Source organism: Novosphingobium sp. GW835-FHT14H07, assembly GCF_058793515.1.
On record NZ_JBXAFX010000048.1, the window covers coordinates 1 to 11,996 of the forward strand.

The 11,996-nt window shown below is 64.9% G+C and carries 12 protein-coding genes and 1 pseudogene; 8 read left to right on the top strand and 5 right to left on the bottom strand.

Features of this window, described 5'->3' with window-relative positions; all coding sequences use genetic code 11:
• Positions 1-428: 428 nt before the first annotated feature.
• The gene (mutM, locus tag AC1Q5P_RS21165; RefSeq protein WP_492519952.1) at positions 429-1,241 is read right to left on the bottom strand and encodes a bifunctional DNA-formamidopyrimidine glycosylase/DNA-(apurinic or apyrimidinic site) lyase; all 813 of its coding nucleotides are present in this window, start codon (positions 1,239-1,241) and stop codon (positions 429-431) included.
• Positions 1,242-1,301: 60 nt separating this feature from the next.
• On the opposite strand from mutM, the gene AC1Q5P_RS21170 reads away from it, so the two are divergent.
• The 4 genes from AC1Q5P_RS21170 to AC1Q5P_RS21185 are packed head-to-tail and all read left to right on the top strand — an operon-like array spanning position 1,302 to position 5,310.
• Positions 1,302-2,051 (top strand): class I SAM-dependent methyltransferase, encoded by a 750-nt coding sequence (locus tag AC1Q5P_RS21170; RefSeq protein ID WP_492519953.1) that lies wholly within the window; start codon positions 1,302-1,304, stop codon positions 2,049-2,051.
• A 4-nt stretch (positions 2,052-2,055) separates the two neighbouring features.
• Complete coding sequence (gene ubiB, locus AC1Q5P_RS21175) at positions 2,056-3,615, top strand: 2-polyprenylphenol 6-hydroxylase (protein ID WP_492519954.1); 1,560 nt, start codon at positions 2,056-2,058, stop codon at positions 3,613-3,615.
• 13 nt (positions 3,616-3,628) lie between these two features.
• Complete coding sequence (locus AC1Q5P_RS21180; protein ID WP_492519955.1) at positions 3,629-4,750, top strand: acyltransferase family protein; 1,122 nt, start codon at positions 3,629-3,631, stop codon at positions 4,748-4,750.
• The gene (locus AC1Q5P_RS21185) at positions 4,747-5,310 is read left to right on the top strand and encodes a DUF1993 domain-containing protein (RefSeq protein WP_492519956.1); all 564 of its coding nucleotides are present in this window, start codon (positions 4,747-4,749) and stop codon (positions 5,308-5,310) included. The genes AC1Q5P_RS21180 and AC1Q5P_RS21185 overlap by 4 nt, the downstream gene beginning before the upstream one ends.
• 5 nt (positions 5,311-5,315) lie before the next feature.
• Here the strand turns inward: AC1Q5P_RS21185 and AC1Q5P_RS21190 are convergent, their stop codons facing one another.
• Positions 5,316-5,636, bottom strand: a complete 321-nt coding sequence (locus tag AC1Q5P_RS21190; RefSeq protein ID WP_052242789.1) for a cupin domain-containing protein — start codon at positions 5,634-5,636, stop codon at positions 5,316-5,318.
• A 59-nt stretch (positions 5,637-5,695) separates the two neighbouring features.
• A complete protein-coding gene (locus AC1Q5P_RS21195; protein WP_492519957.1) occupies positions 5,696-6,094 on the bottom strand; it encodes a hypothetical protein in 399 nt (132 codons plus the stop codon).
• Positions 6,095-6,193: 99 nt separating this feature from the next.
• Here AC1Q5P_RS21195 and coaBC point away from each other — a divergent pair, with 99 nt between their 5' ends.
• Positions 6,194-7,384: a bifunctional phosphopantothenoylcysteine decarboxylase/phosphopantothenate--cysteine ligase CoaBC gene (gene coaBC / locus AC1Q5P_RS21200; RefSeq protein WP_492519958.1), complete on the top strand. Its 1,191-nt coding sequence runs from the start codon at positions 6,194-6,196 to the stop codon at positions 7,382-7,384.
• Positions 7,371-7,838 carry a dUTP diphosphatase gene (dut, locus tag AC1Q5P_RS21205; protein WP_492519959.1) on the top strand — a complete coding sequence of 156 codons (468 nt, stop codon included), beginning with the start codon at positions 7,371-7,373 and terminating at the stop codon, positions 7,836-7,838. The genes coaBC and dut overlap by 14 nt, the downstream gene beginning before the upstream one ends.
• 46 nt (positions 7,839-7,884) lie before the next feature.
• Here the strand turns inward: dut and AC1Q5P_RS21210 are convergent, their stop codons facing one another.
• Positions 7,885-8,451, bottom strand: a complete 567-nt coding sequence (locus tag AC1Q5P_RS21210; protein ID WP_492519960.1) for a group I truncated hemoglobin — start codon at positions 8,449-8,451, stop codon at positions 7,885-7,887.
• Between the two features lie 11 nt (positions 8,452-8,462).
• Positions 8,463-9,292: pseudogene (locus AC1Q5P_RS21215) on the bottom strand (DUF3034 family protein).
• Between the two features lie 165 nt (positions 9,293-9,457).
• Here AC1Q5P_RS21215 and AC1Q5P_RS21220 point away from each other — a divergent pair.
• Both AC1Q5P_RS21220 and AC1Q5P_RS21225 read left to right on the top strand, forming a co-directional pair.
• The gene (locus AC1Q5P_RS21220) at positions 9,458-10,114 is read left to right on the top strand and encodes a cupredoxin domain-containing protein (protein ID WP_427466388.1); all 657 of its coding nucleotides are present in this window, start codon (positions 9,458-9,460) and stop codon (positions 10,112-10,114) included.
• Positions 10,111-11,982 carry a putative bifunctional diguanylate cyclase/phosphodiesterase gene (locus AC1Q5P_RS21225; RefSeq protein WP_492519961.1) on the top strand — a complete coding sequence of 624 codons (1,872 nt, stop codon included), beginning with the start codon at positions 10,111-10,113 and terminating at the stop codon, positions 11,980-11,982. Before AC1Q5P_RS21220 ends, AC1Q5P_RS21225 begins: the two co-directional genes overlap by 4 nt.
• Positions 11,983-11,996: the final 14 nt, after the last annotated feature.

Sequence of the window (11,996 nt, forward strand, 5' to 3'; positions counted from 1 at the left end):
CACTCGCAACCGGTCCCGCGCCCCATCCCTTGCGTGCCACAACGGCACCGCACCGGTCGCGCGATCTGTGATTTCCCACCGGCGTTACCGTCCGCACTCGCCAGCGGATGAGTCTCCATATCCGAAGAGAGGGTTTCGCGCAGAGGCGCAGAGGAAGCAGAGGGCGCAAGGAAGAAGATTTATCTCACGCAAAGGCGCAAAGGCGCGAAGAGGCTTTCCCGCGCCGCGGGCCGTGATTGCATTCGAACGGAGTAGGCAGGGCGAGTCGCCTTTACCGCGCGGCGCAACATCTTCGCGCCTTTGCGGCTTCGCGTGAGTCACCCCGGGCGAAGCCCGTACCCTTCTCCGCGCCCTCTGCTCCCTCCGCGCCTCTGCGCCTCTGCGCCTCTGCGCGAAACAGAAACGCTACGCCCGATGCCCCCAAAATCCTACCGCTGGCACTTCGCGCAGAAGAAGCTCGACCGCCCGCCCTGCACGATCCGCTCCACCGTGCCGCCGCAGGCGCAAGGCTCGCCCTCGCGGCCATAGACGGCAAAGTCCTTGGCGAAATAACCCAGTTCGCCATCGGGCCGGGCATAGTCGCGCAAGGTCGATCCGCCCGCGAGGATCGATTCCTCGAGCACCGCCTTGATCGCCGGCACCAGCAGCTTCAGCTCGCCCGGCTTGACCCGCCCCCCTTCGCGCGCCGGATGCACCCGCGCGCGATAAAGCGCCTCGCACACGTAAATATTGCCCAGGCCCGCCACGATGCGCTGGTCGAGCAGCAGCAGCTTCACCGCCGCGATCCGGCCCTTGAACGCTGCCGCCAGCAGCTTCGGCGTCAGGTCCGGTCCCAGCGGCTCCGGCCCCAGAGCGGCAAATGGCGGCCAGCTTTCCAGCCTGTCGCTGTCAACCAGATCGACCGAGCCGAAGCGCCGCGCATCGTTGAGCGAAAGCACCCGCCCCTCGCCCGTCTCCAGCACCAGATGATCGTGCTTGCCGATGTCGTCGGGATCGATTCGCCAGCGCCCCGACATGCCGAGATGGAACACCATCGTCCGTTCGCGATCGGTGTGGATCAGGCCATACTTCGCGCGCCGCGAAAGCCCGGTCACCCGCGCACCGGTCAGCGCCTGCGCCAGATCGACCGGAAACGGTCGCCGCAGGTCGGCCCGGTTAACCCGCACGCTGCGGATGACCTGTCCCTCCAGCACGGTTGCAAGGCCGCGAACGGTCGTCTCTACTTCGGGTAGCTCTGGCATATCCCCTCCACCCCTAACAGTCTTTGCCGTCCGGGCAATTCCCCACTAAAGGGCCAAGGCATGACCGCATCTGAAACAGCCCAAGAGACAGCTTCGTTCGGCTACGAAGACATCCCGGCAGAAGAGAAGGAAGGCCGCGTCGGCGCGATCTTCTCGAACGTCGCGCGCAAGTATGACGTGATGAACGATGCCATGTCGGTCGGCATGCACCGGCTGTGGAAGGACAAGTTCGTGCGCCGCGTGCGCCCCCAGCCGGGCGAGGCGATTCTCGACATGGCCGGCGGCACCGGCGACATTGCCTTCCGCATGGCCAAGCACGGCGCGCAGATCACCGTGTCCGACATCAACCAGGACATGCTCGATGTCGGCATCGAACGCGCCGCCAAGCGCGGGCTGGAAGGCCTGGAATGGTCGCGCCAGAACGCCGAGGAACTCACCTTCCCGACCCGCGTGTTCGACGCCTACACCATCGCCTTCGGCATCCGCAACGTGACGCACATCGACCGCGCCCTTGCCGAAGCCCACCGCGTGCTGAAGTTCGGGGGCCGCTTCTTCTGCCTCGAATTCTCGACGACAGAATGGCCCGGCTTCTCGGAAATCTACGACGCCTATTCGCACAAGCTGGTGCCCAAGCTCGGCCAGATGATCGCGGGCGACGAGGATTCGTATCGCTACCTGATCGAATCGATCCGCCGCTTCCCGCCGATGCCGGAATTCGAGAAGATGATCCGCGCCGCCGGATTCAAGCGGACCAGGGTGGAACCCATCCTCGGTGGCCTCGTCGCGATCCATTCGGGCTGGAAGGTCTGATCGCTTGACCCTTCCCGCCACGCATATCCGCCGCCTGCTCGGCTGGGGCCGCACGCTTGCCCGGCACGGCGCGCTGCGCGGGATCGAAAGTGATCCGAACACGCCCTCGCCCGTCCGCACCCTGTGCAAGGTTGCGCGTTTCGGCACGATCCAGCCCAGGACGCCCGACTACGCCGGTGCCTTCCGCGCGATCGGCCCGGCTGCGATCAAGCTCGGCCAAACGCTCGCCACCCGCCCCGATCTCGTGGGCGAGGAAGCGGCGCACAACCTGCTCGCCCTGCAGGACCAGCTCCCCCCGGTCGATTTCGCGCTGATCCGCGCTGAGATCGAACGCTCGTTCGAAAAGCCGCTCGAGAGCCTGTTTTCCTCGTTCGATCCGGTGCCGGTGGGCGCGGCCTCGGTGGCCCAGGTCCACCGCGCGGTGACGACCGAAGGCCGCAATGTCGCGGTCAAGATCCTGCGCCCCGGCGTGCGTGAGAAGTTCGCGCGCGATATCGACACCTACGAATGGGCCGCCGCCCATCTCGAAGGCTTGGGCGGCGAAGCATCGCGCCTGCGCCCGCGCATGGTCATCGCCAATTTCAAGCGCTGGACGGTGCGCGAGCTTGATCTGCGTCGCGAAGCCGCCTCCGCTTCGGAACTGGCCGACACGATGCGCGCGCACGCCGGGTATCGCGTGCCCGACATCGACTGGGATCGCACCAACGGCAGGGTCATGACGCTCGACTGGATCGACGGCGTCAAGATCAGCGACACCGCCGCGCTCGATGCGGCAGGCCACGATCGCAAGGCCCTCGCCCAGCGCCTCGTCCTCGCCTTCCTCACCCAGGCGATCAACGGCGGCTATTTCCACGCCGACATGCATCAGGGCAACCTCTTCGTCGAACCCGATGGCACCATCGTCGCCATCGACTTCGGCATCATGGGCCGGATCGACCGCCGCGCCCGCCAGTGGCTCGCCGAAATCCTCTATGGCCTGACGACCGGCAACTATCGCCGCGTCGCCGAAATCCACTTCGAGGCGCAATACGTGCCGAGCTATCACTCGGTCGACGAATTCGCCACGGCCCTGCGCGCCGTGGGTGAACCGATGCGCGGCAAGCCGGTGTCCGAACTCTCGGTCGGCCAGATGCTCGATGGCCTCTTTGCCATCACCCGCGATTTCGACATGCAAACGCAGCCGCACCTGCTGCTGCTGCAGAAGACCATGGTCATGGTCGAAGGCATCGCCACCCAGCTCGATCCCGAGATCAACATGTGGGAAACCTCGGCGCCGTTCGTGCGCGCCTGGGTGCGCGACGAGCTCGGCCCCGAAGCCGCGATAGCCGACCGCGTGCGCGAGGATACGCAGACTCTGCTGCGCATCCCCGACCTCATCCGCCGCATCGAAGACCGCTTCCCGCCCAAGGGCGGCGCACCCGAGGCGCCGCCGCTGCCAAAGGTCGAACTGATGTGGCAGCGCAAGCGCCGCAAGCGCGGGCCCGGTGTGCTCGGCCAGATCCTCACCTTCCTGGCGGGCGGCGCGCTGGTCATCGGCACCCACGCCCTTGGCTGGTGGGGCTGAGAAGACCGCTCCCTTGAGCCATAACCTATCGCACCTGCGCCTGCCCAAGCGCCACTTCCACGCGCTCGATCTGTCGCGCCTGCTCGCGGCGATCATGGTGTTGTTCTGGCATTACCAGCACGTGTTCGTGCCACCGGTGCCCTATCATGTGCACGTCAATCGCGCGATCCAGCCGTGGTACGAAACGCTCTCGTGGTTGTACAACCATGGCCACACCGCCGTGCAGTATTTCTGGGCGGTCTCGGGCTTCGTCTTTGCGCATGTCTATCTCGCCGATGCCAATTACAGGGCGCGGTTCTGGCTCGCCCGCATTGCGCGCCTCTGGCCGCTGCACCTGCTGACGCTTGGCCTGATGGCGATCCTGCAAGGCATCTATGTCGCCCGCACCGGCACCGAGTTCATCTATCACACCAACGACCTCAAGCACTTCCTGCTGTCGATCCCGCTGATGCAGTATTGGGGCTGGCAGGATAACCAGTCGTTCAACGGCCCCTCGTGGTCCCTGTCGACCGAGATCCTCGCCTACCTCGTCTTCTTCCTCGCCATCCCGGCGCTGCGCCGCGCGCCACTTGCGCTGTCATTGCCGCTGGGCGCGCTGCTGCTTTACGGCATGCTCAAGGGCCTGCCGAACAAGGACGTGCTGGCCTGCGTCGGCTACTTTTTCCTCGGTTGCGCAGCCTATGGCGCGACGCTCAAGGGCTGGCTCCGCCCGGCCACGCTCCTGCCATTGGGCATGGCACTGCTGGCCAGTGCCTTCCTGCTCAAGGCCAACTACCGCAGCGGTGACGCCGCCACCATCGCCGGCACCTTCGCAGTCCTGTTCCTCACCCTCGCGATCGATCTCAACGACGAGAAGGGACGCCTGCAGTTCGGCCAGAAGCTCGGCGATGCCTCATACGGCATCTACCTCTGGCACATCCCGATCCAGCTGGCGCTGGTCCTGATGATCGATTCCACCGGCCTGACGCGCGACATCGCCCGCCAGCCCTGGTTCCTGATCCTCTTCGTCACCCTCGCCATCGCCGCGGGATTCATCAGCCACGCGAAGTTCGAACGCCCCGCCCAACGCGCCGTCTTCGCGCTCTGGGCTAGGTGGAAGGCGCGGCGCAATCCCGCTGAAAGGGAAATGCCATGACACCGATCTCACTCCTTGCCCCGACATATCTGCAGATGCTCGGCGCCTTGTCGAATTGGCTGGACAAGGCCGAAGGTGAATTGCCCGAGGCGCAAGTGGCTGCGCTGGCTTCAGCGCGGCTTGCGCCCGACATGTTCCCGCTGTCTACTCAGGTCCGCTTTGCCTGCGCGCAGGCGCTGGAGGGCGTCCACCGGTTGCAGGGAGTTGCCCTGCCGCCGCTGCACGCGATCCTGCTGGAGGAAGGCCGCGAGGCCGGGGATAAGGCGGGTTCGCTCAGCGAGGCACGCAAAAGGATTGCCGAGACCATTGCGCTTGTCTCGGCACGTCCCGAAAGCGAAGGATCCGACGGCGCCGCGATGATCGCGCACGAACTTCCCAATGGCATGGTGTTCGACCTGACCGCGGACCAGTACGGCCGCGACTGGGCGCTGGGACAGTTCTACTTCCACATCATGATTGCCTACGCCATCCTGCGTCACAAGGGCGTCGGTCTGGGCAAGGCGGACTACGTCGCGCACATGTTCGGCTATCTCAGGCCCGGGACGTTGCCCACGGCCTAAGGGGATCATTTCCGGTCGCGGCTCTGCGTTCCATCACCCGGAGTAATATAGATCGCCCTGCCCGGCACCGGCGCGTCAGCGGTATGCCAGACGCCCTTCGGCACCACGACAAATTCCCCTGGGCGAAGCGGCACGCGAACTTCCGCGCCGCCCTGCTCGAGAATCAGCACCAGTTCGCCCTCGATCTGGATGACCATCTCCTCGCCATCGGGATGGCACTCCCACACCTGCCAGTCCGCGGCGCTTTCGAACATGCTGACCAGCCGGCCCGGCGGCAGAGCTTGCACACCGCTTTCCCAGAACGCCGCGTCCACCTCTACGGCCACGCACCTCTCCGGCCCAGCGAGGTGCGCGAACCAAGGCCCCAGAGGATAGGCTTGTGGCGTCACCCCGCAATCTCGCCCAGCTTGTGATGCGGCAGCATGCGCCATGCCGCCAGCATCAGCACGACGTGCGCCGCCTCGACCGCCATCGGCACCGGCCAACCGGGATAAGCCCCCGTCACCGCCAGATTGATCGCGCGCCCCACGAACGACGTGCCGAACAGCAGCGCCGGGACCAGCATCAGGTCCGCATTCCTGCGCCACGCACCCCACATCATGCAGAACGCCGCGACGCCGAAGAACGAGGTGAAGTCCGCGCGGATCGTCGAAACCCCGCCAACCCCGGTCGCCGCGATGCCAAAGCCCGTCGCCGCCTGCTCGGGCCCGGTCAGAAAGCCTATGGCCAGGAACAGGTCGAACAATCCTGCCAGGAACACCAGCGCCGTCAGTATCAGTCTCATCACCAGGTCCCCCGTTATCGTCTGGATGAGTGTGCCCCAAGACTTCCCCCCAAGCAAAAGGATTGCGCGCGAGCCCCCGCCATTGCACAAGCCCCGTCCATGAAGGGAACACGCATCCTCCTCATCGTCGGTGGCGGCATCGCGGCCTACAAGTCGTGCGAACTCGTCCGGCTGCTGCGCAGGGAAGGCGCGGACGTCACTTGTGTCCTGACCGAGGGCGGCGCGCACTTCGTTACCGCCATGACTCTGGCTGCCTTGAGCGAGAACCCCGTCCATACCACGCTGTGGGATCTCAAGAACGAGGTCGAGATGGGCCATATCCAGCTTTCGCGTCAGGCTGATCTCGTCGTCGTCTGCCCCGCAACGGCAAACCTGATGGCACGCATGGCGGGCGGCATCGCCAATGATCTTGCCACCACCCTCCTGCTTGCGACGGACAAGCCGGTGCTGGCCGTGCCCGCCATGAACGTGCGCATGTGGCAGCACCCGGCCACACGGCGCAACGTCGCCACCCTGCGCGCCGATGGCGTCGCCGTGATGGAGCCAGACGAAGGCGCGATGGCCTGCGGCGAGTTCGGCCCCGGCCGCTTGCCCGAACCACCGGCGATCTGCGCCGAAATCGCGCGCCAGCTTGGCAGCACAAGCAAACCGCTCACCGGCAGGCACGTGCTCATCACCGCAGGCCCGACCCACGAACCGATCGACCCGGTGCGCTACATCGCCAACCGTTCGAGCGGCAAGCAGGGCTATGCCATAGCCGCCGCCGCCGCGAAGGCGGGCGCGAAAGTCACGCTCGTCTCCGGCCCGGTCAACCTGCCGACCCCGCCTGGCGTCACCCGCATCGACGTCGAAACCGCGCGCCAGATGGCCGCTGCCGTCGACGCCGCCCTGCCTGCAGACGTCGCCATCATGGTCGCCGCCGTGGCCGACTGGCGCAGCGCCGGCGAGGCCGCGCAAAAGATCAAGAAGGATGGTTCGGGCCAGGTTCCGCCGCTGCAGCTGGTCGAGAACCCCGACATCCTCGCCACGCTTTGCAAGTCCGAACGTCGCCCGCCGCTGGTTGTCGGCTTCGCCGCCGAAACCAACGACGTGCTCGACCACGCCAAGGCCAAGCTTGCCCGCAAGGGTGCGGACTGGATCGTCGCCAACGATGTCGCCACTCACCAGATGGGCGGCGAGATCAACGCCTTGCACATCGTCAGCGCGAGCGGCGTCGAAAGCCTGCCCGAACTCCCCAAGGACGCCGCCGCGGCGCTCCTGATCGAAAGAATTGCCGATGCACTCGCCTGAAATCCCCGTGCTCGTAAAGCGCCTGCCCCACGGTTTGGATCTGCCGCTGCCGGCCTATGCCACAGATGGCGCGGCAGGCATGGATGTGGTCTCGGCAGAGGACATCGATCTTGCCCCCGGCGCGCGTCACGCCGTCGCCACCGGCCTCTCGGTCGCAATTCCGGCGGGCTACGAAATCCAGGTCCGTCCCCGCTCCGGCCTCGCGCTCAAGCATGGCGTCACCGTGCCCAACACCCCCGGCACGATAGACTCAGACTACCGTGGCGAGTTGAAGGTGATCCTCATCAACCACGGCAGCGACAGCTTCTCGATCCGCCGAGGCGACCGCGTCGCACAACTCGTCGTCGCACCCGTCACGCGCGGGATCTGGGTTGAGGCGGATACGCTCGACCATACCACGCGCGGCGAGGGCGGTTTCGGGTCCACCGGCGGGTTGGCTTCGCTGCAAGGCTGAGGCCGTCGCCAGAAATCGCGCCTGCGCCTCAGGGCGCGTCGCGCCTTCACCGTTCGACAACCTGCCGGTCCATCGGGGCCAGCTTTGCCAGGAAGCGGTTTTGCGCGGCGAAGGGCACTTGCCCCTCGCGCATGGCCTGCTGGAGGTTTTCCACCAGGGCATTGAGATCAGCGCGGGTGATGCCGAGATCCTTGTGCGCCGCCTGCATCTCGCGCCCGCTATAGATGCAGCCGGCGTTCAGTATGAAGCAGAACTGTTCGAACAGGGTGCGGCGCAAGCGAACCAGATCGCGGCTCTTGAAGATTGCAGAAATGCGCGGGTCGCTCTCGCTGAGGACGACCAGCCTGTCCACGATCCTGTGGATGCCGTCCTGACCGCCGAAGGCCCGGGCCATGCTCTCACCGGTGAATGGGTCGGCCCCTGCATTTGTGGGGCTTTGCTGGTAGGGCTCGACCGGGAATTCGCCGGTTACGGGATCGGCCACCTTCTTTTCGATCCCGAATTCCTTTTCCCAATCGACGCCGGAGAAATCGCCCTGCGCAGCAGGGACCTCCTGCGGATCGGGGGTGACAAGCTGGGCGGCGAGCAGGGCAAATGCGAGCGCAAACGGCATCAACGGCCTCCTCAGAATGCGAGCTGGAGCGAGACGAGCCCGCCGCGCTGGCCATCGAAAGTGGCCACCGAGCCGACATCGGCATAGGCTGCGGTCAACGTGGCGTTGCGGGTGACGGCCCAGGCCACGAACAGGTCGTGGGCGTCGTCCTCGCGCGCGATGGCAAGATTGCTGGGCCGCGTCCGGTATTCCCCACCGACGACAAGGCGCGGTGTAAGCATCCAGGCGAGCGAGCCTTCGAACTGCAGCGTGCGGGCAGGCTGATTGGGGCCACCGAACCCGAGCAGGCCGAACTGGTTGGCATTGGTCAACCTCGCGGTGGCGTTGACCAGAATGCTTTTCGACAGGAACAGCTTGGTGGCGCTGGCCGTGAAATCGGTGCCGGACGACGACGCTGCCCCCACCGCCCTGATGATGCGCCATCAAGACTGCGCTTGTGCTGCAGCCCCAGGCTGATCTGCGGAAGCAAGGGCGAACCATAGACCACATCGCCAATCAGCCGCACCTTCGCGCCGAACACGTCCTGATTGAAGCGGAAACCCTTGCCGAGACCAAGTGCTTCGCCAACCTTTCGCGTATCGAAGTTCTGGCGGGCATAGGACAGCTCGACCCGGTCCTTGATGCCCACGGCAATTCCGTGGCTCTGCCAGCCATAGTCGGCCAGCTCGATGCCGGTGACATGGGCCGAAAGCCCAAGGCCGCGGTCCGTTTCCATGCCGGCAATCGTGGCCCAGCTGGCAAGACCACCGCCGCTGGCTCCCTCGATCGAGGATATGCCATTGGTCAGCACCAGCTTTCCGCCATCCAGCAGCGGGTCAGCCTGCGCGGGCGAAGCAAGCATAAGGCCTGCCAGGGCCGCGCCCAACTTGGCAATCTTGATCACGCTTTTGGCACCCTTGTCGAGAGAGAGTAGGCGAGAGGGTTAATCAAGACCTGTTGGGAAATCCTAAAGTGCCCTCTAGGCAGGATTCTGAATTTCGAAGGTATTGCCGCTTAGCCTGGCTGCATGAGAAATCTGCTCTCCTTGCGAGTCTCGCGATGCGGATCGCTCCGTTCGGCCCCGATCTGCGTGGCGCTGACGCTACCCCTGCTGATCTCGGCCACGCCGGCGAGCACGCTACCTATGCTGGTGGTGGACCAGGCGGGCGTCCCATTACGCGATGCCGTGATCGAAATCCGGCCACCGGCTGGCAACACCCGTCGTCCGACTTTCGCATGGCGCAATGCGATGGCGCAAAAGAACCAGGCGTTCGTGCCTGGTACGCTGATCGTGCCCCTGGGCGCGGTAGTGGCCTTCCCGAACCTCGATAACGTACGCCATTCGATCTACAGCTTTTCCAAGCCCGGCCCCTTCAAGATAGACCTCTATGGGCAGGATCAGACGCGGACCCAGCAATTCAAGGTGGCCGGCACGATCGCGCTGGGCTGCAACATCCACGACAGGATGCAAGGCTATATCCGCGTGACAGACACGCCCTTTGCAGCACGCAGCGATCTGAACGGGCTGGCTGACATCGAGGGCTTGGGTCGCGGGACCTATGACGTCGTCGTCTGGCATCCCCGCATCCGCGGCGCAGGTGGCGAATGGCGCGGCAAATTGGTGCTGGAACCCAGCAACCGCAGTCGGATCATGGTGGCGCTGCGGCCAGGCAGCGGCAAATGAAACGGTCGGTAGTGCAGGCGCTTGACCGCCTGCGCAATGCGATAGACGTGCGCGTTCGCTCACTCGGCAGCCGGATTGCATTATTGTACGTCGTGTTGCTGACAGTGATCGTAGCCGCAACGCTGCTTGCGGCCGGTTCGGGCATCAACACCTTCGCCTATGAAACAGCAGAGCGCGAGCTTGCCGCCAACTCCCGCGTGTTCGACCAGATCATTGCCAGTAGGCAAAGGCAGATGGCGGACGCGGGCGAAGTGGTAGCCCGCGATTTTGGTTTCCGTGAAGCCTTGGCCACCGGCGATGCGCCAACGCTCGTCTCGGCCCTGCAAAGCCTGCGCGACCGCGCCAAGGTGAGCGAAGTGGCGATCGTCCAGCTCGATGGCAGCGTGATCTCTTCGAGCACGGCGACGACGATCAGGGGCACGGCCATGCTGTCACGGCTGGAGAACGGTGCCGATCGCGGCGTCATCCGGCTCGGCCAGGCGCAGGCGCTTGGCGCTGCAGTGCCGATCGAGATGCCCGATCTTGCCGGCTGGCTGATCCTGCTGAACACGCTCGGTCCGGCTGACATGACACAGCTTGCAAGCCTGTCGGCCGCACCCTTGGAGGCGCGCGTGATCGAGCGGGCGCAACTCGACAGCCACCTTGCTTCGCTCGAGCTTGGCGAGATCGCCGAGATGGAGGGCCACGACGGCCCAACACTGGTTCGTGTTTCAGCTATTGCGAGCCTGGAAGACGGCAACGAGCCTCGCCTGGTGATGGCGCATTCGCTCAACTCGGTGTTAGCGCGTTACTTCAGTCTTCGCCTGGTGCTCATGCTGATCGGGTTGTTCGGACTGTTGGCTGGTGCATGGGCCGCGATCCGCCTCTCGCGCGGGATTGCCCGGCCACTGCAATTGCTCGCGGAAGCAGCGCGCGCCTATGCCGGCGGTGCCGTAGCAAAGGTCAAGGTCGAAGGCGCAATCGAGGTGCGCTCTCTCGCCTCCAGCTTCAACGCGATGGTCGATGCGGTAGAAGAGCGCGAACAGCAGATCATGCACGCATCGCTCCACGATGCACTGACCGGCCTGCCCAATCGCCGTTTCTTCATCGAAAAGCTGGAACGAGCCGTAGCCCGACAAAGCGAAAGCCAGCGCACGTTCGTAGCCTTCATCGATGTTGACGACTTCAAGGCCATAAACGACGCATTGGGTCACCCGTTTGGAGACGAGTTGCTGCGCACCGTGGCGCAAACGCTTCAGGACTGCTACCCGAACGCCATGGTGGCGCGGTTCGGCGGTGACGATTTCGGCCTCCTGCTCGATGGACTCGAGCCGGCAACCGACTGCACTGCCCTGGCCCGCAGACTTGAAGCCGCGCTCAACCGCGAATTGACCATCGACGGACGCAGCATCGTTGTTTCCGCCAGTATCGGCATCGCGATCGGCCCGCAGGACGCGGACTGCTCGGACGCCCTCCTCAAAAGCTCCGATCTCGCGCTCGATCGTGCCAAGAACAATGGCAAGGGCGGCTACAACTTCTTCGAACCCGAACTCGACGCCGAGGCAAGTCGTCGTCGTCATCTGGAAATCGATATGCGCCGCGCGATCCGGGATGGTGATTTCGAGCTTTACTTCCAGCCCCTGTTTTCCATGTCGGAGAACCGCATCAAGGGCTTCGAGGCTCTCATGCGCTGGCCGCACGAGCAACACGGAATGATAAGCCCGGCAACGTTCATCCCGATTGCCGAGGAATCCGGCCTGATCGTGCAACTCGGCGAGTGGGCCCTGCGCGAGGCCTGCCGTCAGGCGGCGCAATGGCCTGAAGACTGCGGATTCCGAGGTCATCGCGCGCACTGTTCCGATTTGATCGCGCGCGGCATTCCGAGGTGATCGCGCGCAGTTTG